Raw genomic sequence first — 22,876 nt, forward strand, 5'->3', positions numbered from 1 at the left:
GGTCACGCAGCCCTGGCCAGATCGGAACCGTCGAACCAGTCCGCGAAGGCGTCCCGTTCGGCGGGCGTCAGGTGCAGGTAATGCTTGGTGCGGCGCATCAGAATGTCCTCGGGCGTCTGCGCCCATTCGCGGGCGACCAGATAGCGGGCCTCGGCTTCATAGAGCGTGCCGCCGAAGTGGCGGCCAAGGTCCGCCATGGTCATCGCGCCCGCGACGACATCCCTGATCCGCGCGCCGTAAAGGCGGGCGTAATGAACGATCAGCGGGCGCGGCATCCAGGGATGCAGGTCGCGCTGCAGGTTCAGGAAGGATTCGAAGTCGGCATTGGCAATCTCTCCGCCCGGCAGGGGGGCGGCTTCGGTCCAGTCCGGCCCCATCTTGGGAAAGATGCCCTTCAGCCTGTGCATCCCGCGTTCGGCCAGTTCCCGGAAGGTAGTGATCTTGCCGCCGAACACGTTCAGCAGCGGCGCACCGCCGGTGGTATCCAGGTCAAAGACGTAATCGCGCGTCACGGCGGACGGATTGCCCGCACCGTCGTCAAACAGCGGGCGCACCCCGGAAAAGGCGTGCAGCACGTCCGACGTGCGCAGCTTTTCCTTGAAATAGCGGTTCACGGCGGCCAGCAGGTAAACGATCTCGTCCTGGCCCACGGCGACATCCTCGGCCCGTCCTTCATAGGCCACGTCGGTGGTGCCGATCAGAGCCTTGTCGCCTTCATAGGGGTTGATGAAGATGACCCGCTTGTCGTGGTTCTGGACCAGATAGGCCTGCTGGCCGGACCACCATTTCGGCACGATGATGTGGCTGCCCTTGACCAGCCGGACCTTGCGGCCGGAATTGGACCCGGCGACATTGTTGATGACATCGCTGACCCATGGCCCGGCGCAGTTGACGATGCAGCGCGCGCGGAAGCTGCGGATCTCTCCCGTGACCTCGTTGCGGGTCTGCACGGTCCAGGCGCCGTTCTCGCGCCGGGCGGAAATGCAGGGGCTGCGGGTCAGGACGGTGGCCCCCTTTTCCGCCGCGCCGACCGCGTTCAGGATCACAAGGCGGGCGTCGTCCACCCAGCAGTCGCTGTATTCGAACCCCTTGTGATACTGGTTCAGCAGCGGCGCGCCTTCGGGGTCGCGGCGCAGGTCCAGCGTGCGGGTGCCGGGCAGCTTCTTGCGCCCGCCCAGGTTGTCGTAAAGGAACAGCCCCAGCCGGACCAGCCAGGCGGGCCGGTCCTGCGGCGAATGGGGCAGCACGAAGCGCATCGGCCAGATGATGTGCGGGGCGGCGTTCAGCAGCACCTCGCGCTCGATCAGGGCTTCGCGGACCAGGCGGAACTCGTAATATTCCAGATAGCGCAGGCCCCCGTGGACCAGCTTGCCCGACCGGGACGACGTGCCCTGCGCCAGGTCGTCCTTTTCGCACAGCACGACCTTTAGACCCCGGCCCGCCGCGTCGCGCGCCACGCCCGCGCCGTTGATGCCGCCGCCGATGACGAAAAGGTCGATCATGTCGGTGTCAGAGGTCATTCTTCATGTCCTTTCAAGGATCGGGCTGCGGCAAGGGCGTCCCATGCGGGCGGCAAGGCCCGGCGCGAGGCGGCGAAGGCCGGAAACAGCGCGTCATAGGCCGCGACAAGCGCGGGATCGGGTTGTTCTGCCTGTCCCAGCAGGGGCGTGACCCACTCGGCGATGCAGCTTTCCATGTCGGGATAGGCGCCGATGGCGACGGCGGCCATCATCGCCGCGCCCGCCGCGCCCGCCTCGTCGCGGTCGGATACGCGGACGGGGGCGTTCAGGCTGGCCGACAGGATCCCGCGCAGGCCCCGCGACCGGGCAGCCCCGCCGGTCAGGCGCAGTTCGCCGGGCAGCGGACCCATCGCGGCATAGCAATCGCGCATGGCCATGCCCAGCCCCTCGGCCACGGCGCGGACCAGATCGGGGTAGCGGTGCCCTGCCGACAGGCCCACGAAGCCTGCCCGCGCGTCGGCATTGACGAAAGGCCCGCGTTCCCCGGCGTCCGAGATATAGGGGTGATAGACAATCTGGCCGGGTTTGGCCTGCGCCAGCCAGCCCTCGATATGCGCGACCAGATCGCGATGGGTCACGGACTGGCCCATGTCGGACATGATGTCCGCCGCGATCCCCAGAACCCAGTCCAGGTTCAGGGTCGCCGCCATGTTGGTCTGGACCTGGGTGACGATGCCGGGAATGGGCAGGCAGATGACATAGCCGGTGCCCTCATCGTTCAGATGCACGTGGCCCGCAGGGACCGCGCGCAGGTGGACGCCAGTGGACCCCACCGTGGAACAGGCCACGTCGCCTGCCGCGCCGCCATAAACGCCCGCGCCAAGCGCCGTCATCACCATGTCCACATAGCCCAAGGCGACCGGTGTGCCCGCCAGAAGCCCCGTCTGCCGCGCGGCATCCGCCGTCAGCGGATGCGTGACCTGGGTTCCGTCGATGATCGGCGGCAGCAGACCGCGGCGATGGGTCAGGCCAAGCGCGTCGATTACCGCGTCGTCGTATTCGCGGGTGCGGAAGTTGCCGAAGGTGAAGCTGGCTTCCGACGGATCGGTCGCCCGCACGCCCGTCAGGTTCAGGTACAGCCAGTCCTTGCAATGCAGCGCGACCTCGGCCCCACCCAGCAGGTCGGGCGCGTAGGCGTCCATATGGGCCATCTGGCTGCCTTGCTGGCAGGTGTTCAAGCCGGTGCCCGTCGCCTCGAACCGGGCGCGGTTGGCTGGGCCGGCGGCAAGGCGCGCCACGGTGGGCGCGGCACGGGCGTCCAGCCACAGCCAGGCATCGCCTACCGGCCCGTCGCGGCCGACCAGCCATGTTCCGTCGCCCTGCGCCGTCACCGACAGCGCCGCCGTACGCAAGGCCAGGCCGTCAACCTTGGCCCCCAATCCGCGCAACGCCGCCGCGCAATCGTCCCAGGTCTGGCCAAGCGATTGCGTGGCCGATCCGTCGGTGCCCGAATGATAGCGGTTGGGTACGGATGCCGCAGCGATCTGCCCGCCCGACAGGTCAAAGGCCACCGCCTTGATGACCGAGGTGCCCGCGTCGATGCCGATCAGGATGTCACGGCCAGGCATGGACCAATTCCTTGCGCGGCAGGCCGGGTTTCGCGGCGATCATTCCAAATCCTCCTGCGCGGGTCCGTTGCAGGACCGCGCCCATTCCCAAATCCATACACGAAAGGACAAGCACCGTGAATGCATTTTTTTGCAGACAGCGTAATTAATTTCAGTTAAGGTCAGGTTCAAGGGCAGGATCCGCCAGAGGAGGCGACTTGCCTGCCGGGCCGTGCAGCCAGTCAACGCAGGCCAGGTAAAAAGGTTACGAGGGGGGATCCGATATGCCCAGACCACAGGCATTGACGCCGCGCCGCCGGTGGGGGATTTCGCCTTGCGGCGCTTGCCCCGCATCCGCTGCCACCCGCCGACCCCCGAAAGACATTCAGGGCTTTTACCCATGACGCACAGCACCGCGCCGAACCCTTCCGCCCCCAAGGCACCTGCCCCGTCGCGGCGCGGAATGCTGCTGGGCGTGGTGGCCATCGTCGTCCTGGCGGGGGCGATCGCGCTGGACACCACGGTCGTCCCCATCGGGTCCGAGGCCGATGTCCGCGTCCAGGCCTTTTCGCCCGACAGCTATGGGCAGGAACAGTTCCCGCGCGTCCAGGCCTTCGTCAAGGAAAAGGCGGTGGATGCCGCCACCCTTGCGCCCGAGGTGCTGGCCGACAAGGACGCGGCGGCGCAGAAATACGGCACCGCGTCGTCCACCGGCGCGATCATGTTCGTGACCCTGACCGGCATCGCGGGCGAGGCGCGGTCGGGCGTCTATCCGCTGACGGTGGAAGGCGTGCCGGAAGACATCACCGTCCGCGTCCAGACCGGCCCCGCGATCAACGGCACCGACCTGCGCGACGCCCCGGGCGACATCGCATTCGGCGATTTCAAGAACCAGATCGAATACCAGGACGCCGGATCGGGCATCAACCGCGCCATGAAGGCCGCCGTGCTGGACGGCATCGACACCGCCAGCCTGACCGGCAAGTCCGTCACCGTCACCGGCGCCTTCCGCCTGATCAACCCCAAGAACTGGATGATCACCCCGGTCGAGGTCGCGGTCCAATGAGCGGGCCAGTGAGCGGGCAGACCGAAGGCAATCCCGATGCCCGCGACGTGGTCCTGGCCGCGCGCAACGTCGCCAAGTCATACGGCAACGTCCACGCGCTGAAGGGCGTGAACTTCGACATCCATCGCGGCCAGGTCACCACCCTGTTCGGCGAGAACGGCGCGGGCAAATCGACGCTGATGAAGATCCTGTCGGGCGTGATCCAGCCCACCACCGGGCAGATCATCCTGGACGGCCGGCCGGTCAGCTTTGCCAACGCCAACGAGGCCCGCGACCGGGGCATTTCCATCATCCACCAGGAACTGTCGCTGGCCCCGAACCTGTCGGTCCGCGACAACATCTTCATGGGGCGCGAATTGCGCGGCCCCATGGGCGTCGATTTCGCCGAGGAGGAACGTCAGGTCCGCATCCTGATGGAGGAGCTGGAGGAGGAAATCGATCCCCTCACCCCGGTCGAGGAACTGCGCCTGGGCCAGCAGCAGATCGTCGAAATCGCCCGCGCCCTGTCCGTGGACAGCCGCATCCTGATCATGGATGAACCCACCAGCGCGCTGTCGGCCAGCGAGGTCGAGGTGCTGTTCAAGGTCATCCGCGACCTGACCGCCAAGGGCGTCAGCATCGTCTACATCTCTCACCACCTCGAGGAGGCGCTGACGATCACCGACCATGCGGTGGTGCTGCGCGACGGCACGATGACGGCCTATGCGCCGCGCGCCGACATCGACCTCGACTGGATCGTGCGCAACATGGTGGGCGAGAATTACGACCTGGGCAGCCCGCCCGACAGCGCCAAGGGGCAGGTCGCCCTGTCGATCCGCAACCTGTCGGTGCCGGACGCGACCGGCAAGGATCTGGTGCGCGATCTGTCGCTGGACCTGCGCGCCGGGGAAATCCTGTGCATCTATGGCCTGATGGGCGCGGGACGCACGGAACTGCTGGAAACCTGCGCAGGACGGTTGCTGGCCACCGGCGGAGAGATCGTGCTGGAAGGGCAGGAAATATCCCACCTGTCCATCGGCGAACGCATCGCCCGCGGCCTGGCCCTGGTGCCCGAGGATCGCCAGCGCGACGGCCTGGTCCAGACCATGAGCGTGGGCCAGAACCTGTCGCTGGCATCCATCCGCACCTTCACGCGCGGGCTGTTCACCAGCGGCCGCGCGGAACGCAAGCTGGTCGAGGACAGCATCCGCAGCGTCACTGTCAAGACTTCGGGCGGGTCGGCACCCATCGGCTCGCTGTCGGGCGGCAACCAGCAGAAGGTCGTGATCGGCAAGATGCTGGCCACCAACCCCCGCGTCATCATGCTGGACGAGCCGTCGCGCGGCATCGACATCGGCGCCAAGGCCGAGGTCTTCCGCCTGCTGGCCGAAGGCGCCCGCCGGGGCCTTGCCGTCATCTATTCCACATCCGAGGTCAGCGAATGCCTGTCCATCGCGCACCGGATCATCGTCATGCACAAGGGCCGGATCTCGGCCGAATTCGATTCCACCGTTTCCAAGGAAAAGATCATGGCCGCCTCGGGCGAGTCCGTGGCCGCCTGATGGGCCGTTGAGCGAGGAAAACCTATGTCTGCCACCACCACCGCGCCCAAGCAGGACGGCTTCAGCATCGGACGGCTGCTGCTGGAAGGCCGCGCCTTCTTTGCCCTGATCGCGATTATCGCGGTCTTTTCCTTCCTGTCGCCGAACTACTTTACCCTGTCGAACTTCCTCATCATGTCATCGCAGGTGGCGATCTATGGCATCCTGTCGGTGGGGATGCTGCTGGTGATCCTGAACGGCGGGATCGACCTGTCGGTGGGATCCATCCTGGCGCTTTGCGGAGTCTGCGCGGGCGCGATGATGCAGGGCGTCACGCTGGAATGGGCGGGGGTGATCTTGTATCCGCCGGTCTGGGCCGTGGTCGTGCTGACCATCGCCGTGGGTGCCCTAGTGGGCGCGCTGAACGGCGTGCTGGTCGCCTTCTTCAAGGTGCCGCCCTTCGTGGCGACCCTTGGCGTGATGTATGTGGCGCGGGGTGTCGCGCTGCTGATGACGAACGGGCTGACCTACAACAACCTGCGCGGCACCGAGGCCCTGGGGAATACCGGCTTCAACTGGCTGGGCTTCAACCGTCTGTGGGGCGTCCCGATCAGCGTGATTGTGCTGGCCGTGGTGGCGATCCTGGCCGGGCTGATGCTGTCGCGTTCGGCCTTTGGGCGCTGGCTTTACGCATCCGGCGGGAATGAACGGGCGGCGGAACTGTCGGGCGTGCCGGTGCGGCTGGTCAAGATCACCGTCTATACCATCTCGGGCGCGCTGTCGGCGGTGGCGGGGCTGGTGCTGGCCTCGCAACTGACATCGGCGGGGCCGACGGCGGGCACGACCTATGAACTGACGGCCATCGCGGCGGTGGTGATCGGGGGCGCGGCGCTGACCGGCGGGCGCGGCGGAGTGCGCGGCACGATGCTGGGGGCCTTTGTCATCGGCTTCCTGTCAGCGGGCCTGGTGATCATCGGGGTGTCGTCATACTGGCAGACGGTGTTCACGGGCGCGGTGATCGTGCTGGCGGTGCTGATGAATTCCATCCAATACGGGCGCGGCGGGCGCAAGTCCTGACGGGCCGATCCATACCGCCGGGGCCACAGGGTCCGGGCGGATCGTCCTGCCACCAAAGGCAGTTTTTTAAAGGGAGAGAGAGTATGTTCACCATGACCCGCCGCGCGCTGCTTGCCGCCGCCGTCGCCATGCCGATGATGGCAGGCGCCGCCTCGGCCGAGGGGCTGATCACCATCATCGTCAACGACCCCGCGAACCCCTATTGGTTCACAGAAGGCGAGGTCGCCAAGGCCACCGCCGAGGAACTGGGCTATACCGCCAACGTGGCCGCGCACCGGGGCGACACCAATACCGAAAGCACGCTGGTCGATACCGCCATCACCAACAAGTCGGTGGCGCTGATCCTGGACCCGGCGAACGCCGATGGTTCCGTGGGCGCGGTGCAGAAGGCCGTCGATGCGGGCATCCCCGTTTTCCTGGTCAATGCCGAGATCAACCAAGAGGGCTTGGCCAAGGCGCAGCTGGTGTCGAACAACGCTCAAGGCGCGGCCCTTGGCGCGCAGGCTTGGGTCGAGGCCGTGGGCGATGCGGGCAACTATGTCGAACTGTTCGGCGCGCCGTCCGACAACAACGCCCAGACCCGGTCCAACGGGTTCGAGACCGTGCTGACGCAGTATCCCGACCTGGTGAAGGCCGGCCAGGAAGTCGCCAACTGGGACCGCACCCAGGGTTACCAGAAGATGCAGTCGCTGCTGCAGGCCAACCCCGACATCATCGGCGTGATTTCCGGCAACGATGAAATGGCCCTTGGCGCGATCGCCGCGCTGAAAGAGGCGGGCAAGCTGGAACAGGTCAAGGTCGGCGGCTTTGACGGATCCCCCGACGCGGTCGAGGCCGTGAAGGCCGGCGAATTGCAATACACCGTCCTGCAGCCCGTCGCCGTCTTTGCCGAGGAAGCGGTGCGCCAGGCCGACAACTTCATCAAGAACGGCACGACCGGCGTGGACACCGAAAAGCAGCTGTTCGACTGCCTGCTGATCACGGCGGACAACGTGGACAACTATACCGGCCCCTTCGTCCTGGAACAGTAAGGGCAGCCTGGAAAATCGAAAGGGGCGCGGATCACCGCGCCCCTTTTTCATTCAGCCCGCCATCTCGTCTTCCCGCCAGGCATGGTCGGGATCGGGCTGGCCCGCATCATCATGCTCGGCCAGCCAGTTTTCCGCATCAAGCGCCGCCATGCAGCCCATGCCCGCGCTTGTGACCGCCTGGCGATAGACGTGGTCGGTCAAATCGCCCGCCGCGAATACACCGGGGATCGAGGTGCGGGTGCTGCCCGGCTCGACCTTCACATAGCCGCCGTTGTGCAGTTCAAGCTGGTCCTTGACCAGTTCGCTGGCGGGGGCGTGGCCGATCGCCACGAAGACGCCGTCGGCCGGGACCGTGCGCGTGCTGCCGTCCACGGTCGAGGTCAGGACCGCGCCGGTCACGCCCGCCGGGCTGTCGGTTCCCTGAACCTCGGTCAGGGCGTGGTTCCAGATCACCTCGACCTTGGGGTTCTTGAACAGGCGCTGCTGCAGGATCTTTTCGGCCCGCAGGCTGTCGCGGCGGTGGACCAGCGTCACCTTGCTGGCGAACTTGGTCAGGAACAGCGCCTCCTCGACCGCGGTATTGCCGCCGCCGATCACCAGAACCTCGCGGTTGCGATAGAAGAAGCCGTCGCAGGTCGCGCAGGCGCTGACGCCGAAGCCCTTGAACTTCTCCTCGGACGGAAGGCCCAGCCAGCGGGCCTGCGCGCCGGTCGCCAGGATCACCGCATCCGCCGTCACCACGCGCCCGCTGTCGCAGGTCGCCGTAAAGGGGCGGCGCTGAAGGTCAAGCGAGGTCACCATGTCGATCACGATGTCGGTCCCCATGGCGCGGGCGTGTTCCTCCATCTTGACCATCAGATCCGGGCCCTGGATCTCGGTCTCGCCCGGCCAGTTCTCGACCTCGGTGGTGATGGTCAGCTGCCCGCCCGGCTGCATCCCCTGGATCAGTATCGGATTCAGCATGGCACGGGCGGCATAGACGGCGGCGGTATAGCCAGCGGGGCCGGACCCTATGATCAGAAGTTTGACATGCGTGCTTTCGGTCATCTTGCGTCCCATCCGGTGTTTGTGCATGAGGTAGTCCTTCCCACCGGAAATCGCAACGCGGGACGCGCCCAGAAAGAATGTTGCGCGCAATGTGCCCCCATTGTAGTTTCCGGCAACGCCAAAGACCCGATCAAGAAAGAGCAGCATGGCCGGCGCGAAACTGGACGACATCGACCGCAAGATCCTGGCCGAATTGCAGGCCGACGGCCGGATGACCAATGTCGAACTGGCCCGCCGCGTGGGCATATCCGCGCCCCCCTGCCTGCGCCGGGTTCGCGCGTTGGAGGAAACCGGCTTCATCCGCGGCTACCACGCCGACATCGACGCCCGGGAACTGGGCTTCGAGGTCAAGGTCTTTGCCATGGTCCGCCTGGCCAGCCAGTCCGAACGCGATCTTTCGGCCTTCGAGGCGCTTGTCCAGGGCTGGCCGCTTGTCCGCGAATGCCATATGCTGAACGGCGAGATCGACTTTATCCTGAAATGCGTCTCTCCCGACCTGTCCAGCTTCCAGCGCTTCCTAACGCAATCGCTGACGGCGGCGCCGAATGTCGCCAGCGTGAAAACGTCGCTGGTGATCCGCGCGGCGAAGGATCAGCCGGGGGTGCCGTTCGAGGTGGTCGAGGAGCGGGTGCGCGAGGCGGGGTAGAAGCCGGGGGCGCTTCGCCCCCCGGACCCCCCGAGGATATTTGAGTGAAGAAGATCAGGCGGCGGCCACCCTTTTCTCGATCGCCTCCCAGATCTTCTCGGCCGCGTTGATTCCGTCGAACCGTTCCAGTTCCTGGATCCCTGTGGGCGAGGTCACGTTGATCTCGGTCAGCCATCCGTCGATCACGTCGATGCCGGTGAAGATCAGGCCCTTTTCGCGTAAGGTCGGGCCGATCCGCTTGCAGATCTCGTATTCGCGCTCGGTCAGGCCGATCTTTTCGGCGCGGCCGCCGACATGCATGTTGGACCGGGCCTCGCCCATCTGCGGGACGCGGTTGATCGCGCCGACGGGTTCGCCATCGACCAGGATGATGCGCTTGTCGCCCTGGCTTACGGCGTGGATGTATTTCTGCGCAATCATCGGTTCGCGGTTGATGCCCGCGAACAGTTCCAGCAGCGCGGACAGGTTGCGGTCGTCGGGATCCAGGTGGAACACCCCTGCCCCGCCGTTGCCGTAAAGGGGCTTGACGATGATGTCGCCGTGCCGGTCGCGGAAGGCCCGGATCGCGGCGGGGTCGCGGGCGATCATGGTGGGCGGCGTCAGGTCGGGGAAATCCAGCACCATCAGCTTTTCCGGGCAGTTCCTGACCCAGAACGGATCGTTCACGACCAGCGTTCCCGGATGCACCCTGTCCAAGAGATGCGTGGAGGTGACATAGCCCATGTCGAAGGGCGGATCCTGGCGCAGCCAGACCACGTCGAAGTCCGACAGGTCCACCTCGGCCCAGTCGCCGAAGGTGACGTGGCTGCCTTCCTCGCGGCGCAGGGTGACGGGACGGCCGCGTGCGATCACCCGGCCTTCGTCATAGCGCAGCTGATCGACCGTGTACTGGAACAGGCGATGGCCCCGCGCCTGGGCCTCCAGCCCGATGCGGAACGTGCTGTCGGCGTGGATCGAGACATCCTCGATCGGGTCCATCTGCAGGGCGACATACAGGCTCATCCTGTCCTCCTTGGGCGGCTCGGGCCGCTTTTCGCCCGGCCCCCTGCCGGATGCAAGGCCGCCGATCGCCTTGGCGGTCGCATTGACTTGCACGCGCTTTGCCCCAAGTGATAGACGAAGCGTCAACTTGGACAAGCCCGGCCGGGGCGACAAAAAAGGCAAGACCGCATGGCGATGGACAAAACCAGCTTCGACCGCGACGACCTTCTGGCCTGCGCGCGGGGAGAGTTGTTCGGCCCCGGCAATGCGCAACTGCCCGAACCCCCGATGCTGATGATGGACCGCATCACCGACATTTCCGAGGACGGCGGCTGCCATGGCAAGGGCCATGTGACGGCCGAGTTCGACATCACCCCAGACCTGTGGTTCTTCGCCTGCCATTTCCCCGGCAACCCGATCATGCCGGGCTGCCTGGGACTGGACGGCTTGTGGCAGTTGACGGGCTTCAACCTGGGCTGGCGCGGCTGGCAGGGGCGCGGCTATGCCTTGGGCGTGGGCGAGGTCAAGCTGACCGGCATGGTCCGCCCCGACCGCAAGCTGTTGCGCTATCACGTCGATTTCACGAAGGCCGTGCAGACGCGGCGCCTGACCATGGGCGTGGCCGACGGCCGTGTCGAGGCGGATGGAGAGACCATCTATCAGGTTAAGGACATGAAGGTCGCGCTGTCGTCCAACTGATGGCGGCAAACTGAACAAGATTAAGGAGGAGGCCCATGCGGCGCGTCGTCATCACAGGCCTTGGCATCGTATCCCCCATCGGCAACAACGCCGATGAGGTCACGGAAAGCCTGAAGGCAGGCCGTTCGGGCATCGTATTCGCGCCCGAATACGCCGAACACGGATTCCGCAGCCAGATCCACGGAATGCCCCGGATCGTGCTGGAAGACCACATCGACAAGCGCAACCTGCGCTTCATGGGTCCGGGTGCGGCCTATAACTTCATCGCCATGGAACAGGCGATCAAGGATTCGGGGCTTGAGGAAGGCGACGTGTCCAATCCGCGCACCGGCCTGATCATGGGATCGGGGGGGCCTTCGACCAGCAACTTCTTCGAGGCGCACCAGACCGTCATCCAGAAGGGCGCGCCCAAGCGCATGGGTCCGTTCATGGTGACGCGCTGCATGTCGTCCACCAACTCGGCCTGCTTGGCGACGCCTTTCAAGATCAAGGGCGTGAACTATTCCATCACCTCGGCCTGTTCCACATCGGCCCATTGCATCGGCAACGGGGTCGAGCAGATCCAGTTGAACAAGCAGGACATCGTGTTCGCCGGCGGGGGCGAGGAACTGGACTGGACCCTGTCCTGCCTGTTCGATGCGATGGGCGCGATGTCGTCCAAGTACAACGACACGCCCGAAGCCGCGTCCCGCCCCTATGACGCGACGCGCGACGGGTTCGTCATCGCGGGCGGCGGCGGTGTTGTCGTGCTGGAGGAACTGGAACACGCCCTGGCGCGGGGGGCAAAGATTTATGCCGAAGTGACCGGCTATGGCGCGACCAGCGACGGATACGACATGGTGGCCCCCTCCGGCGAGGGCGGCGAACGGTCGATGCGGCTGGCCCTGGGCACCCTGCCCGAAGGCCGGAGCGTCAGCTATATCAACGCGCACGGCACCTCGACCCCTGTGGGGGACGTGGGCGAGGTCAAGGCCATTCGCCGCATCTGGGGCGAGGGGAACACCCCGCCCATCAGTTCCACAAAGTCGCTGACCGGACACAGCCTTGGCGCAACGGGCGTGCACGAGGCGATCTATAGCCTGCTGATGTTGCAAAATGACTTCATTGCAGCATCTGCAAACGTGACGGCGCTGGACCCCGAGATCGCGCCAAGCGAGATTGCCACCAGCCGGGTGGACAATGCCGGCCTTGATTCGGTTCTGTCCAACAGCTTCGGCTTTGGGGGAACGAACGCCACCCTGCTGATGTCGAAGTACCAGGATTAAGCGGGGTCATTGATGGGCGATCTTCTGAAGGGCAAGCGCGGGCTTGTGATGGGGGTCGCCAACGACCGTTCCATCGCCTGGGGCATCGCCAAGGCGGTGGCCGACCAGGGGGCCGAACTGGCGTTTTCCTTTCAGGGAGAAGCGTTCGGCAAGCGGGTGCAGCCGCTTGCGGCCACGGTCGGATCGGATTTCCTGCTGGACGTGGACGTAACCGACGACGCGTCGCTGGATGCGGCTTTCGGGACGATTGGCGAACGCTGGGGGCGGCTGGATTTCATCATCCACGCCATCGCCTTTTCCAACAAGGACGAACTGACCGGAAGGTTCGTCAACACCAGCCGTGCGAACTTCAAGCACAGTCTGGAGATTTCCTGCTATTCCCTGATCGAGGTGGCGCGCCGCGCGCATCCGCTGATGGCGGATGGCGGGTCCATCGTCACGCTGACCTATGGCGGATCGAACCGGGTGACGCCGTTCTATAATGTCATGGGTGTCGCCAAGGCGGCGTTGGAATCGACCGTGCGCTATCTGGCAAACGACCTTGGTCCCGACGGAATCCGCGTGAACGCCATCAGCCCGGGCCCGATGAAGACGCTGGCGGGCGCGGCCATCGGCGGGGCGCGCAAGACATTCCGCCATACCGAGGCGAATGCGCCGCTGCGCAAGAACGCCACCCTGGAGGCGATCGGCGGCACCGCCGTCTGGATGCTCTCGGACTGGGGCGCCTGCACCACCGGCGAGATCGTTCTGGTCGATGGCGGCTATCACGTCCTGGGGATGCCGCAGAGCGAGAATTTGTAAGGCCAGGCCGGGGGCCAGCCCGTCGCCGATCGGTTCTCGAACCGATGGCGCACCGACCGGCGACCCCTTGGGATATTTCAGCCAAGGCAAAGAGGTGGGCGATGTTCTTCACGGCGGATGACGGGGCGCGGCTGGCCTATTCCGACGAGGGTCAGGGGCTGCCGGTCCTGTGCCTGGCCGGGCTGACGCGGAACATGGGCGATTTCGATTATGTCGCGCCGCATCTGGCGGATGTGCGGTTGATCCGCATGGATTATCGCGGGCGCGGGCAGTCGGATCGGACCGGGGCCGAGACCTATACCGTGCCGCAGGAAGGCAAGGATGCCCTGGCGCTGCTGGATCATCTGGGAATTGAGCGTGCGGCGATCCTGGGAACGTCTCGCGGTGGGTTGATTGGGATGCTGCTGGCGGCGGTCGCCCGTGACCGGCTGCTGGGGTTGTGCCTGAACGATGTCGGGCCGGTGATCGAGCGCGGGGGGCTGGATCGGATCTTCGACTATGTCGGGCGCAATCCGGCGGCGCGGACGCACGAGGCCCTGGCCGAGCGGTTGGCCGGGGCAATGCCGGGCTTTGCCGATGTGCCGGAAGGCCGGTGGCTGGCTGATGCGCGAAAGCACTACGAGGAAACGCCGGACGGGTTGCGGATCAAGTATGACCCTGCCCTGCGCGAGGCTTTCCTGGCAGCGTTCCAGGGCGGGACCCCTGACCTGTGGCCGCTGTGGGATGCCACCGCCGGACTGCCTGTGGCGCTGGTCCGGGGGGCAAATTCCGACCTGCTGTCGGCGGATGTTGCGGCGGAAATAGCAAGACGCCGTCCCGGCACGATCTTTGCCACCGTCCCGGGCCGGGCCCATGTTCCCTGGCTGGACGAACCGGAATCGCTGGCCGCGATCAACACCTGGCTGGACCGCTGCGGGCGTTAGAAGCGCATCCCGACGCTGAAGCTTGCGCCCTCGGTCCCGATGCCGAAATCGGCGGCGCCGAAGCTGAATCCGATCAGCGCGCCGGCCATTGCCTGCTGCGCAGTGTGTTCGCCCGCATGGACGCGGCTGGCTGCCGCCAGACCGGCCGCCCCGTAGAGGCCGATCCCCGCTGCGCGGTCGTCGGGAAAGCACTTTCCCGCCAGATCAGCCGCACCAAAGGCTGCGGCGGCGGAGTGGCCCGACGGGAAACCCTTCCCCTCGCCCGAAGGTCGGACCGATACGGGCGAGCCGTCCAGCCAGGACTTCAATCCCAGCACGACAGCCGCCTGCAAGGCGCCGCGGATTGCGAAATCCTCCAGCCGGTCGTCGCGGGCGGCGCAAACGGCGGCGGCCAGCGGCAGGCCGTATTTCATCGCCGTTCCAAAATCCTCGAACGGATCGGCGGCGGCGGGATGGGCCAGGGCCGCTGCGAGGGCTGCGGCAGCCAGAATCTTCATGATTACCGCTGCATCGCCTCGACATATTCCATCAGCGCCACAAGGCGCGCGGGTGTGGGTGTCGGGTTGCCGTCGCCTGCATCATAGGGAACGGTCGGGCCGTCCAGCAGATCTCCGAACTCTGGCATGGGCGATTCGCTGCGGCCCGGCGTAAAGCCATAGATGTGGCCCATGACCTGCAAGCGCGGGAAGACGCCGCCGTTGCTGGCGGCCACGCGGGTCAGATCGACCGGCGCGGGCTGCATCCCCGCTGCGGCTGGCCCGCCGCCCCGCCCGTCGGCGCCGTGGCAATCGACGCACAGGGCGGCAAAATCGTTGCGCGCCTGCACCTGGTCCGACATCTGCGGTGCGCAGGCTGCAATCATGCCCGCCATTGCCAGCCCGGACAGGGCCGCCCCATATGTTGCCTTCATCGCTGCTGTCCCTTTTGGTTCTTTGGCCAGACTTTGCCCCGGCGGGATGCGTCAGGCAACCGCGCTGTTCAGTCGGATCACCCGGTCCATGCGCCCGGCCAGATCGTGGTTGTGCGTGGCGATCAGCGCCGACAGGCCGGTGTCCCGAACAAGACCCATCAGCATGTCGAAGACCCGGTTGGATGTCTCGGGGTCGAGGTTGCCGGTGGGTTCGTCCGCCAGCAGCAGCGCGGGGCGGTTGGCAAGCGCCCGGCAGAATGCCACCCGCTGCTGTTCGCCCCCCGACAGCGCCGCCGGGCGGTGATGCGCCCGTTCCGACAGGCCGACGCGCGACAGAAGGTCGGCGGCGCGGGTGGCGGCATCGCGTTGGGGAACGCCGTTGGCAAGCTGCGGCAGGACGATGTTTTCCGCCGCGCTGAATTCGGGCAGCAGGTGGTGGAACTGATAGACGAAGCCCAGTTCGGCCCGCCGCGCCTCGGTCCGGGGCTTGTCGGGCAGGCCGGTCATGTCGCGGCCGTTCAGGATCACGCGGCCCGCATCGGGCGTGTCCAGCAGGCCCGCAATATGCAGCAGCGTGGATTTGCCCGCACCGGAGGGGGCGACCAGGGCCACGACCTCTCCCCTTGCCACCGACAGATCCAGCCCGCGCAGGACCGGCACCGGGGCGGGACCGTCCTTGCCATAGGTCTTGCCGACCCCTTCCAGGCGCAACACGTCATTCATAGCGCAGGGCCTCGACCGGGTTCATGCGCGCGGCGCGGCGCGCGGGGAAGATGGTGACGATAAAGGACAGCGCCAGCGACAGTGCAACGGCGCGAAAGATGTCCCAGGCGCGCAGCTCGGCAGGCAGGCGATAGATGCCGCGCACCTCGGGCTGCCAGGCGCCGCCGCCGGTCAGCGCGTTCAGCGCGGCCATGATATTGTCCACGTTCAGCGCCAGAGCCACCCCCAGCACCACCCCCGCGATGGTGCCGATGACGCCCGTGAAGGCCCCGCAGAGGAAGAACACCCGCAGCACCGCGCCTTCGGTCAGGCCCATGGTGCGCAGGATGCCGATGTCGCGGCCCTTGTTCTTGACCAGCATGATCAGCCCGCTGGTGATGTTCATGGACGCGATCAGGACCAGCACCGACAGGATCACGAACATCACGTCATCCTCCATGTCCAGAGCCGCGAGGAAACTGCCGGAACTGTCGCGCCAGTTCCACGCCTGCGCCCCCTCGCCCGCCGCCTGCAGCAGGGGCAGGGTCCAGTCGTCCACCTGTTCGGGATCGGTCACGAAAACCTCGATCTCGTCCGCCACGCCTTCGCGGTTGAAGTATGACTGCGCCTCGGCCATGGGCATGTAGATGCGGGTGCGGTCGATGTCATAGCGCCCGGCGCTGAAGATATAGGTGACCTCGTATGCCTTGACGCGGGGCGTGGTGCCGATGGCGGTCCGCGCGCCTTCGGGGGCGATCAGGCGGATCCGGTCGCCCAGGCCGACCGCCAGTTCGCGGGCGATGCCGGACCCGATGGCGATCCCACGGTCGAAATCCGCCAGACTGCCGACCGACGTCGCGGGATCGACGATCCGGGGCATTGCCCTGAGATTTTCAAGGCTTACGCCGAAAACCTCGGCCACGTTCGAGCTGTCATTGGCCGAGGCCATGACCTGCCCGCGAATGACGGGCGCCGTGCGGGTGACACCAGGAACCTGCGCCAGTTTTGCGGCCACTGCGTCGTAATCGGCGATCCGGCCGGGGACGACATAAACATCCTCGGTGAACTCGTTGGTGATGCGCTGCGGGGCCATGTAGACGGTCGTATGGGCATTCGCGCCCAGGATCGTGTCCACGAATTCCGCGCGAAAGCCTGCGCGCACGGCCAGCGTCGCGATCAGCGCCATCACACCCAGGGCAATGCCGATCAGGCTTATCCAGGTCATCACGCTGACCCCGCCCTCGGCCCGGCGGGCGCGCAGGTATCGCCAGGCGATGGTGAATTCATAGCGGGAGAACGGTCGCGGACTGGCCATCGGGACGCCTTGATTTTACGCGGGGAACCTGACCGGGACGCCCCCAAAGATCAAGCCGACAATGGCGTGAGTTTGCCAACTTGCGGCGGCTGCCCCCAGATGCCACATGAAGGGCATGGCAAAATCCACCAACGCTTTCACCTGCACCGCCTGCGGTGCGTCCCACAAGAAATGGGCCGGGCGCTGCGACGCCTGTGGCGCCTGGAACACCATCGTCGAGGAAGCACCGCTGTCCCAGGGTCCGGGCCGGGGTCTGGGCGCCCACAAGGGCCGCGCCGTGCCCTTGTCCAGCCTGATGACGACCGAGGCCCCGCCCCCCCGCCACTTGGCGGGGATGGACGAACTGGACCGTGTGCTGGGCGGCGGCCTGGTGCCGGGCAGCGCCGTCCTGGTGGGCGGCGATCCCGGCATCGGCAAATCGACGCTGCTGTTGCAGGGTGCCGCGGCCTTTGCCCGGCGCGGAATGAACGCCGTCTATATCAGCGGCGAGGAAGCGAGCGCCCAGATCAGGATGCGCGCGCAGCGGCTGGGCCTGGGCGACGCGCCGGTGCGGCTGGGGGCCGAAACCAACCTGCGAGACATCCTGACCACGCTGGACAACGAACGCCCCGACCTTGCCATCATCGATTCCATCCAGACGCTGTGGTCCGACCAGGTCGAGGCCGCGCCCGGCAGCGTGGCCCAGGTCCGCGCCGCAGCCCATGAACTGGTGACATTCGCCAAGCGCAAGGGCGTGGCGATCTTTCTGGTGGGCCATGTCACGAAGGACGGCCAGATCGCAGGCCCGCGCGTTGTCGAACATATGGTCGACACCGTGTTGTATTTCGAAGGCGAACGCGGCCACCAGTTCCGCATCCTGCGCTCGGTCAAGAACCGCTTCGGTCCCGCCGACGAGATCGGCGTCTTCGAGATGACAGGCAGCGGCCTGGCCGAGGTCGCCAACCCCTCGGCACTGTTTTTGTCCGAACGCGGTCAGCCGGTGCCGGGCAGCGCGGTCTTTGCCGGGATCGAGGGCACCCGGCCCGTGTTGACCGAGGTTCAGGCGCTTGTCGCGCCCTCGACCCTTGCATCCCCGCGCCGCACGGTGGTGGGCCTGGACAGCGGGCGCGTCAGCACGATCCTGGCGGTGCTGGAGGCACGCTGCGGGATCCCCTTCGCGGGTCTGGACGTGTTCCTGAACGTCGCGGGCGGAATGCGGGTCAGCGAACCCGCCGCGGACCTGGCCATTGCCGGGGCGCTTTTGTCGGCCCGAGAAGACAATGCCCTGCCCCCCGAGGCGGTGCTGTTTGGCGAAATCAGCCTGTCGGGCGCCCTGCGTCCCGTGGCCCAGGCGGAAAACAGGTTGAAAGAAGCGCAGAAACTTGGTTTTTCACAGGCGATTTTGCCCGACAGCCAAAAGGTCGAGGGCGCGGGCGGCATGGGCGTAAGCCGCATCGCCGACCTGACGGGATTTGTGGGCGAGGTCTTCGGCGCCGGCTGAAGTGCTTGATTTGATAACATAACCGGCGCAGGGGCAGGTACCATGGACGGATTCACGATTATCGACGCGGTGGTGGCTGCGGTCATCATCCTTTCGGCCATTCTGGCCTGGTCGCGCGGTTTCGTGCGCGAATCGCTGGCCATCCTGGGCTGGATCGGCGCGGCCATCCTGGCCTTCATCTTCGCCGCCGCCATGCGACCCTTGATCGCACAACTGCCGGTCCTGGACCGTTTCCTGGGCGACAGTTGCGAACTGGCCACCATTGCGGGATTTGCCGTCGTCTTTGCCCTGGCGCTTGTGGTCTTTTCCATCATCACGCCGCTGTTTTCGTCGGTTGTGCAGCGGTCCGCGCTTGGCGGGGTCGATCAGGGCATGGGATTCCTGTTCGGCGTGGCGCGCGGCATCCTTTTGGTCGCGATCGCCTTTATCGTCTATGACCGCGTGATGACCAGCCAGCAGGTCGCGGTTGTGGAAAACAGCCGGTCCGCACAGGTGTTCGAACGGATGCGCGGGCAGTTGGACAGCCAGGTTCCCGACGACGCGCCGGGCTGGATCGTCAGCCGGTACGAGCAGATGGTGTCGGGCTGCACGGCCACGGCCACGCCTTCGGCCCAGGAAACGCCTCCTGCCGCGAACTGAGGGCCGCGAACCGATGCACAGGCTGCATGGCTGACCTGCCATGACGCTTTGGTGACGAAAAACCGCCCTTGCTGCCTTGCGAGGGCGTGACTTTGGGTCGCACCCACCTTACATAGCGCGGGACAGCCCAAAGCCATTCAGGACGCCGCGATGAAACCCTTCTTGGCCCATCCGTTCGATTCGGACCGCCTGCACGAAGAATGCGGCATCTTCGGGGCCATCGGCGTGGTCGATGCGTCGAACTTCGTGGCCCTGGGATTGCACGCGCTTCAGCATCGCGGGCAGGAAGCGGGCGGCATCGTCGCCCATGACCCCGAAAGCGGCTTCAACAGCGCGCACCGCTTTGGCTATGTGCGCGACAACTTCACCAAGCCCGATGTGATGGGCACCCTGCCCGGCCCCCTGGCCATCGGCCATGTCCGCTATTCCACCGCCGGGACCAAGGCCGCGACCGCGATCCGCGACGTGCAGCCGTTCTTTGGCGAATTCCACATGGGCGGCTGCGCCATCGCCCATAACGGCAACATCACCAACGCCGCCGCGCTGCGCCGCGAACTGATCGAGCGCGGGTCGATCTTCCAGTCGTCGTCGGACAGCGAATGCATCATCCACCTGATGGCCCGGTCGATCCAGCGCAACATCCCCGAGCGGATGAAGGACGCGCTGCGCCGGATCGAGGGCGCGTTTTCCGTCATCGCCATGACGCGGACCAAGCTGATCGGTGTGCGCGACCCCCTGGGCGTGCGCCCGCTGGTGCTGGGCAAGGTCGGCGACGACGGTTTCGTGCTGGCGTCGGAAACCTGCGCGCTGGACATCATCGGCGCCGATTTCCTGCGCGAGATCGAACCGGGCGAGATGGTGGTGATTTCGCGCGGCGAGATCGAATCCTCGCGTCCCTTCGGGCCGTCCAAGGGACGGTTCTGCATCTTTGAACACGTCTATTTCTCGCGTCCCGATTCGATCATCGGCGGGCGCTCGGTTTATGAAACCCGCCGCCAGATCGGGGTGGAACTGGCCCGCGAGGCGCCCATCGAGGCCGACCTGGTCTGCCCCGTGCCCGACAGCGGCACGCCCGCAGCCATCGGCTTTGCCCAGGAATCGGGCATCCCCTATGGCATGGGGATCATCCGCAACCAGTACATGGGCCGAACCTTCATCGAGCCGACCGAGCAGATCCGCAACATGGGCGTGCGGTTGAAGCTGAACGTGAACCGGTCCCTGATCGCGGGCAAGCGCGTGGTTCTGGTCGACGACAGCGTGGTGCGCGGCACCACGTCGCGCAAGATCAAGGACATGATCTTGGACGCGGGCGCGGCCGAGGTGCATTTCCGCATCGCCTCGCCCCCGACCGCCTGGCCCTGCTTTTATGGCGTGGACACGCCCGACCGCGACAAGCTGCTGGCTGCGAACATGACGCCCGAGGAGATGCGCAACTGGATCGGCGTCGATTCACTGGCCTTCGTGTCGCTGGACGGCCTGTATCGCGCCGTGGGCGAGGCCGAGGGCCGCAACAAGGCCAGCCCGCAATATTGCGACGCCTGCTTTTCCGGCGATTACCCGGTGGCGCCGTTCGACCAGTTGGAGCGCGGCTTTCGCATGAAGGCGGGGTCCGAAACGGCAATGAACGAGGCGGCCGAGTAGGCCTGCGTCCCGCAATGGCCGGGGGCCAGCCCCCGGGCCCCCGGGATATTTCAGTGAAGAAGATTTACCGGACGATCCGTTCCAGCGGGTCGTACCAGGCGGCGTGCTGGCCCCACACGGCGCGGGCCAGGGTGTCGGGCTTGTGGCGCAAGCCGCGAAGATCGGCGCGCGTGGCCCATGTGAAGCGGTTCACCACCTTTTCCGGGTCTTCGAGAATGATCCCGGCCTTGCTGACGAGCGAGGTGCGGAAGATGATTTCGACCTGATGGAAGCCGCGTCCGGGATCGTGGAACTCGTTCACCAGGATCGGGGCGCTGACGGTGATCCTCAGGCCGGTTTCCTCGGAAACCTCGCGGATCAGGTTTTCGGGCAAGGACTGGCCCGGTTCGACCCCGCCGCCCGGCAGGCACCACAGGTCGGATCCATGGCCCGGATAGGCATTGACCAGCAGCAGCCGGTCGCCATGCAGGATCGCCGCGCGGACCGCAAGCCGGGGCCGCGCCAGGCTCATCCGGTGATCCGGTTCACATGGCCCATCTTGCGCCCCGGTCGCGCCGCGCCCTTGCCGTAAAGATGGACCTGGGTGTTCGGCGCCCCCAGCAGGTCAGGCACCCGGTCCAGGTCGTCGCCGATCAGGTTTTCCATTCTGACATCGGCATACCGCCTGCCATCGCCCAAGGGCAGGCTCGCCACGGCGCGGATATGCTGTTCGAACTGGTCAACCGCGCAGCCAGCCTGGGTCCAGTGACCCGAATTATGGACGCGGGGCGCGATCTCGTTCACGATCAGCCCTTGGGCAGTCACGAACAGTTCGACGCCCATGACGCCGACATAATCAAGCGCATTGGCGATGCGGGCGGCGATCAGCACGGCGTCGGTCGTGACGGCGCCGGGCAGGCCGCAGGGCACGGTTGTGGTGCGCAGGATGCCCCCTTCGTGGACGTTCAGGCCGGGATCGAAGGCCGCGACCTGCCCATCGGCGCCGCGGGCGATGATGACGCTGATCTCGGCGCTGAAATCGACAAAGCCTTCCAGCACGGACGGCGCGCCGGTCCATTCGGCGGGGCCGTTCCCGATCCGCACCTGCCCCTTGCCGTCATAGCCCATGCGCCGGGTCTTGAGGATCGACGGGCGGCCGATGGCCTGGACGGCGGCATCCAGGTCAGCCGGACCGGGAACATCGGCAAAGGGGGCGGTTGTCAGGCCGATGTCGTTCAGGAAGGTCTTTTCGGTCAGCCGATCCTGAGAGACTGCAAGCGCGCGGCGGTTCGGGCGGATCGGGCGGATGCTTTCCAGCAGGTCGAGCGCCGAGGTCGGCACGTTCTCGAATTCATAGGTGATGACATCCACGCTGTCGGCAAAGGCACGCAGCGCGGCCTCGTCCTCGTAAGGCGCGTTCGTCACCCGCCAAGCCACGTCGCCCGCGGGAGCGGCACCGGGTTCATAGACATGGCAGCGCAGACCCAGGCGGCTGGCCGCGACGGACAGCATCCGGCCCAGTTGCCCGCCGCCCAGGATGCCGATGGTCTGGATGTCACTCATCTTGCGGAGCCTCGGGGATGGAATCGGACAGGGCCTGGCGCCAGGCATCCAGACGCTGGGCAAGGGCGGGGTCGCTTATGGCCAGAATGCCCGCCGCCATCAGTCCGGCATTGGCAGCCCCCGCCGACCCGATGGCCATGGTCGCCACCGGATAGCCCTTGGGCATCTGCAGGATGGAATAGAGCGAATCGACGCCCGACAGGGCCTTGGTCTGAACCGGCACGCCGATCACCGGCAGCCGGGTCTTGGATGCCATCATGCCCGGCAGATGGGCCGCGCCCCCGGCGCCCGCGATGATGACCCGCAGCCCGCGCGACACGGCGGTCCTGCCATAATCCCACAACCGGTCGGGGGTGCGGTGCGCGCTGACGATGCGGGCGTCATAGCCCACGCCCAGTTCGTCCAGAACCGCCGCAGCCTCGCGCATCGTGGGCCAGTCGGACTGGCTACCCATGATGATGCCCACCGGTTTGTCCATCCTTGTCCCCCGCATTTGCCCGCCTGCCATAACGCGGGGGGCGCAG

General features: G+C 66.3%; 23 protein-coding genes. 12 read left to right on the forward strand and 11 right to left on the reverse strand.

Annotated elements, in window-relative coordinates; translation table 11 throughout:
• Positions 1 to 2 precede the first annotated feature (2 nt).
• A complete protein-coding gene (locus Q5701_RS03320) occupies positions 3 to 1,520 on the reverse strand; it encodes a glycerol-3-phosphate dehydrogenase (protein WP_306753734.1) in 1,518 nt (505 codons plus the stop codon).
• Positions 1,517 to 3,088, reverse strand: a complete 1,572-nt coding sequence (locus Q5701_RS03325) for an FGGY-family carbohydrate kinase (protein ID WP_306753736.1) — start codon at positions 3,086 to 3,088, stop codon at positions 1,517 to 1,519. Before Q5701_RS03325 ends, Q5701_RS03320 begins: the two co-directional genes overlap by 4 nt.
• A 379-nt stretch (positions 3,089 to 3,467) precedes the next feature.
• On the opposite strand from Q5701_RS03325, the gene Q5701_RS03330 reads away from it, so the two are divergent.
• The 4 genes from Q5701_RS03330 (at position 3,468) to Q5701_RS03345 (ending at position 7,761) form a co-directional block, all read left to right on the forward strand.
• Positions 3,468 to 4,133 (forward strand): DUF2291 family protein, encoded by a 666-nt coding sequence (locus Q5701_RS03330; protein ID WP_306753737.1) that lies wholly within the window; start codon positions 3,468 to 3,470, stop codon positions 4,131 to 4,133.
• Between the two features lie 8 nt (positions 4,134 to 4,141).
• The gene (locus tag Q5701_RS03335) at positions 4,142 to 5,674 is read left to right on the forward strand and encodes a sugar ABC transporter ATP-binding protein (RefSeq protein ID WP_306753738.1); all 1,533 of its coding nucleotides are present in this window, start codon (positions 4,142 to 4,144) and stop codon (positions 5,672 to 5,674) included.
• 24 nt (positions 5,675 to 5,698) lie between these two features.
• Positions 5,699 to 6,730, forward strand: a complete 1,032-nt coding sequence (locus Q5701_RS03340; protein ID WP_306753739.1) for an ABC transporter permease — start codon at positions 5,699 to 5,701, stop codon at positions 6,728 to 6,730.
• A gap of 83 nt (positions 6,731 to 6,813) precedes the next feature.
• The gene (locus tag Q5701_RS03345; RefSeq protein WP_234853514.1) at positions 6,814 to 7,761 is read left to right on the forward strand and encodes a D-ribose ABC transporter substrate-binding protein; all 948 of its coding nucleotides are present in this window, start codon (positions 6,814 to 6,816) and stop codon (positions 7,759 to 7,761) included.
• A gap of 51 nt (positions 7,762 to 7,812) precedes the next feature.
• Here the strand turns inward: Q5701_RS03345 and trxB are convergent, their stop codons facing one another.
• Positions 7,813 to 8,835, reverse strand: coding sequence for a thioredoxin-disulfide reductase (trxB, locus tag Q5701_RS03350; protein ID WP_306753740.1), 1,023 nt, complete (start codon positions 8,833 to 8,835; stop codon positions 7,813 to 7,815).
• A 118-nt stretch (positions 8,836 to 8,953) separates the two neighbouring features.
• Here trxB and Q5701_RS03355 point away from each other — a divergent pair, with 118 nt between their 5' ends.
• Positions 8,954 to 9,454 carry an Lrp/AsnC family transcriptional regulator gene (locus Q5701_RS03355; RefSeq protein ID WP_234853516.1) on the forward strand — a complete coding sequence of 167 codons (501 nt, stop codon included), beginning with the start codon at positions 8,954 to 8,956 and terminating at the stop codon, positions 9,452 to 9,454.
• Positions 9,455 to 9,508: 54 nt separating this feature from the next.
• On the opposite strand, the gene gshB is transcribed toward Q5701_RS03355, so the two are convergent.
• Positions 9,509 to 10,456 (reverse strand): glutathione synthase, encoded by a 948-nt coding sequence (gshB, locus tag Q5701_RS03360; protein ID WP_306755332.1) that lies wholly within the window; start codon positions 10,454 to 10,456, stop codon positions 9,509 to 9,511.
• A gap of 168 nt (positions 10,457 to 10,624) precedes the next feature.
• On the opposite strand from gshB, the gene fabA reads away from it, so the two are divergent.
• From fabA to Q5701_RS03380, 4 genes are all read left to right on the forward strand, one after another.
• Positions 10,625 to 11,134 (forward strand): bifunctional 3-hydroxydecanoyl-ACP dehydratase/trans-2-decenoyl-ACP isomerase, encoded by a 510-nt coding sequence (gene fabA / locus Q5701_RS03365; protein WP_306753741.1) that lies wholly within the window; start codon positions 10,625 to 10,627, stop codon positions 11,132 to 11,134.
• Positions 11,135 to 11,169: 35 nt separating this feature from the next.
• Positions 11,170 to 12,399, forward strand: a complete 1,230-nt coding sequence (gene fabB / locus Q5701_RS03370; protein WP_234853518.1) for a beta-ketoacyl-ACP synthase I — start codon at positions 11,170 to 11,172, stop codon at positions 12,397 to 12,399.
• 12 nt (positions 12,400 to 12,411) lie between these two features.
• On the forward strand, positions 12,412 to 13,200 hold the full coding sequence (locus Q5701_RS03375; RefSeq protein WP_306753743.1) for an enoyl-ACP reductase FabI: 789 nt from the start codon (positions 12,412 to 12,414) through the stop codon (positions 13,198 to 13,200).
• Positions 13,201 to 13,301: 101 nt separating this feature from the next.
• Complete coding sequence (locus tag Q5701_RS03380) at positions 13,302 to 14,123, forward strand: alpha/beta fold hydrolase (RefSeq protein ID WP_306753744.1); 822 nt, start codon at positions 13,302 to 13,304, stop codon at positions 14,121 to 14,123.
• Here the strand turns inward: Q5701_RS03380 and Q5701_RS03385 are convergent.
• The 4 genes from Q5701_RS03385 to Q5701_RS03400 are packed head-to-tail and all read right to left on the reverse strand — an operon-like array spanning position 14,120 to position 17,050.
• Complete coding sequence (locus Q5701_RS03385) at positions 14,120 to 14,620, reverse strand: phosphatase PAP2 family protein (protein WP_306753745.1); 501 nt, start codon at positions 14,618 to 14,620, stop codon at positions 14,120 to 14,122. The two genes, Q5701_RS03380 and Q5701_RS03385, sit on opposite strands and share 4 nt — an antisense overlap.
• 2 nt (positions 14,621 to 14,622) lie before the next feature.
• Positions 14,623 to 15,033 (reverse strand): cytochrome C, encoded by a 411-nt coding sequence (locus Q5701_RS03390; RefSeq protein ID WP_234853522.1) that lies wholly within the window; start codon positions 15,031 to 15,033, stop codon positions 14,623 to 14,625.
• Positions 15,034 to 15,084: 51 nt separating this feature from the next.
• The gene (locus Q5701_RS03395) at positions 15,085 to 15,756 is read right to left on the reverse strand and encodes an ABC transporter ATP-binding protein (protein WP_306753746.1); all 672 of its coding nucleotides are present in this window, start codon (positions 15,754 to 15,756) and stop codon (positions 15,085 to 15,087) included.
• Positions 15,749 to 17,050, reverse strand: coding sequence for a lipoprotein-releasing ABC transporter permease subunit (locus Q5701_RS03400; protein ID WP_306753747.1), 1,302 nt, complete (start codon positions 17,048 to 17,050; stop codon positions 15,749 to 15,751). Before Q5701_RS03400 ends, Q5701_RS03395 begins: the two co-directional genes overlap by 8 nt.
• A 115-nt stretch (positions 17,051 to 17,165) precedes the next feature.
• Between Q5701_RS03400 and radA the strand changes: the two genes are divergently transcribed.
• From radA to purF, 3 genes are all read left to right on the forward strand, one after another.
• Complete coding sequence (gene radA / locus Q5701_RS03405; protein WP_234853525.1) at positions 17,166 to 18,530, forward strand: DNA repair protein RadA; 1,365 nt, start codon at positions 17,166 to 17,168, stop codon at positions 18,528 to 18,530.
• 42 nt (positions 18,531 to 18,572) lie between these two features.
• On the forward strand, positions 18,573 to 19,169 hold the full coding sequence (locus Q5701_RS03410; protein WP_306753748.1) for a CvpA family protein: 597 nt from the start codon (positions 18,573 to 18,575) through the stop codon (positions 19,167 to 19,169).
• Between the two features lie 150 nt (positions 19,170 to 19,319).
• On the forward strand, positions 19,320 to 20,810 hold the full coding sequence (purF, locus tag Q5701_RS03415) for an amidophosphoribosyltransferase (RefSeq protein ID WP_306753749.1): 1,491 nt from the start codon (positions 19,320 to 19,322) through the stop codon (positions 20,808 to 20,810).
• Between the two features lie 64 nt (positions 20,811 to 20,874).
• On the opposite strand, the gene Q5701_RS03420 is transcribed toward purF, so the two are convergent.
• From Q5701_RS03420 to purE, 3 genes are read right to left on the reverse strand one after another with little or no spacing between them, the layout of a single operon-like run.
• Positions 20,875 to 21,321 (reverse strand): NUDIX domain-containing protein, encoded by a 447-nt coding sequence (locus tag Q5701_RS03420; protein WP_306753750.1) that lies wholly within the window; start codon positions 21,319 to 21,321, stop codon positions 20,875 to 20,877.
• On the reverse strand, positions 21,318 to 22,352 hold the full coding sequence (locus Q5701_RS03425) for a 5-(carboxyamino)imidazole ribonucleotide synthase (protein WP_306753751.1): 1,035 nt from the start codon (positions 22,350 to 22,352) through the stop codon (positions 21,318 to 21,320). The genes Q5701_RS03420 and Q5701_RS03425 overlap by 4 nt, the downstream gene beginning before the upstream one ends.
• On the reverse strand, positions 22,345 to 22,830 hold the full coding sequence (gene purE, locus Q5701_RS03430) for a 5-(carboxyamino)imidazole ribonucleotide mutase (RefSeq protein ID WP_306753752.1): 486 nt from the start codon (positions 22,828 to 22,830) through the stop codon (positions 22,345 to 22,347). Before purE ends, Q5701_RS03425 begins: the two co-directional genes overlap by 8 nt.
• Between the last annotated feature and the right edge of the window lie 46 nt (positions 22,831 to 22,876).

The organism is Paracoccus actinidiae, assembly GCF_030863885.1.
GTDB classification, from domain to species: domain Bacteria; phylum Pseudomonadota; class Alphaproteobacteria; order Rhodobacterales; family Rhodobacteraceae; genus Paracoccus; species Paracoccus everestensis.

Bases quoted from the DNA above. Each gene is read 5' to 3' on its own strand.
- Q5701_RS03320 (WP_306753734.1), bottom strand. From the start codon at position 1,520: ATGACCTCTGACACCGACATGATCGACCTTTTCGTCATCGGCGGCGGC.
- Q5701_RS03325 (WP_306753736.1), bottom strand. From the start codon at position 3,088: ATGCCTGGCCGTGACATCCTGATCGGCATCGACGCGGGCACCTCGGTC.
- Q5701_RS03330 (WP_306753737.1), top strand. From the start codon at position 3,468: ATGACGCACAGCACCGCGCCGAACCCTTCCGCCCCCAAGGCACCTGCC.
- Q5701_RS03340 (WP_306753739.1), top strand. From the start codon at position 5,699: ATGTCTGCCACCACCACCGCGCCCAAGCAGGACGGCTTCAGCATCGGA.
- Q5701_RS03345 (WP_234853514.1), top strand. From the start codon at position 6,814: ATGTTCACCATGACCCGCCGCGCGCTGCTTGCCGCCGCCGTCGCCATG.
- trxB (WP_306753740.1), bottom strand. From the start codon at position 8,835: ATGCACAAACACCGGATGGGACGCAAGATGACCGAAAGCACGCATGTC.
- Q5701_RS03355 (WP_234853516.1), top strand. From the start codon at position 8,954: ATGGCCGGCGCGAAACTGGACGACATCGACCGCAAGATCCTGGCCGAA.
- gshB (WP_306755332.1), bottom strand. From the start codon at position 10,456: ATGAGCCTGTATGTCGCCCTGCAGATGGACCCGATCGAGGATGTCTCG.
- fabA (WP_306753741.1), top strand. From the start codon at position 10,625: ATGGCGATGGACAAAACCAGCTTCGACCGCGACGACCTTCTGGCCTGC.
- fabB (WP_234853518.1), top strand. From the start codon at position 11,170: ATGCGGCGCGTCGTCATCACAGGCCTTGGCATCGTATCCCCCATCGGC.
- Q5701_RS03375 (WP_306753743.1), top strand. From the start codon at position 12,412: ATGGGCGATCTTCTGAAGGGCAAGCGCGGGCTTGTGATGGGGGTCGCC.
- Q5701_RS03380 (WP_306753744.1), top strand. From the start codon at position 13,302: ATGTTCTTCACGGCGGATGACGGGGCGCGGCTGGCCTATTCCGACGAG.
- Q5701_RS03385 (WP_306753745.1), bottom strand. From the start codon at position 14,620: ATGAAGATTCTGGCTGCCGCAGCCCTCGCAGCGGCCCTGGCCCATCCC.
- Q5701_RS03390 (WP_234853522.1), bottom strand. From the start codon at position 15,033: ATGAAGGCAACATATGGGGCGGCCCTGTCCGGGCTGGCAATGGCGGGC.
- Q5701_RS03395 (WP_306753746.1), bottom strand. From the start codon at position 15,756: ATGAATGACGTGTTGCGCCTGGAAGGGGTCGGCAAGACCTATGGCAAG.
- Q5701_RS03400 (WP_306753747.1), bottom strand. From the start codon at position 17,050: ATGGCCAGTCCGCGACCGTTCTCCCGCTATGAATTCACCATCGCCTGG.
- radA (WP_234853525.1), top strand. From the start codon at position 17,166: ATGGCAAAATCCACCAACGCTTTCACCTGCACCGCCTGCGGTGCGTCC.
- Q5701_RS03410 (WP_306753748.1), top strand. From the start codon at position 18,573: ATGGACGGATTCACGATTATCGACGCGGTGGTGGCTGCGGTCATCATC.
- purF (WP_306753749.1), top strand. From the start codon at position 19,320: ATGAAACCCTTCTTGGCCCATCCGTTCGATTCGGACCGCCTGCACGAA.
- Q5701_RS03420 (WP_306753750.1), bottom strand. From the start codon at position 21,321: ATGAGCCTGGCGCGGCCCCGGCTTGCGGTCCGCGCGGCGATCCTGCAT.
- Q5701_RS03425 (WP_306753751.1), bottom strand. From the start codon at position 22,352: ATGAGTGACATCCAGACCATCGGCATCCTGGGCGGCGGGCAACTGGGC.
- purE (WP_306753752.1), bottom strand. From the start codon at position 22,830: ATGGACAAACCGGTGGGCATCATCATGGGTAGCCAGTCCGACTGGCCC.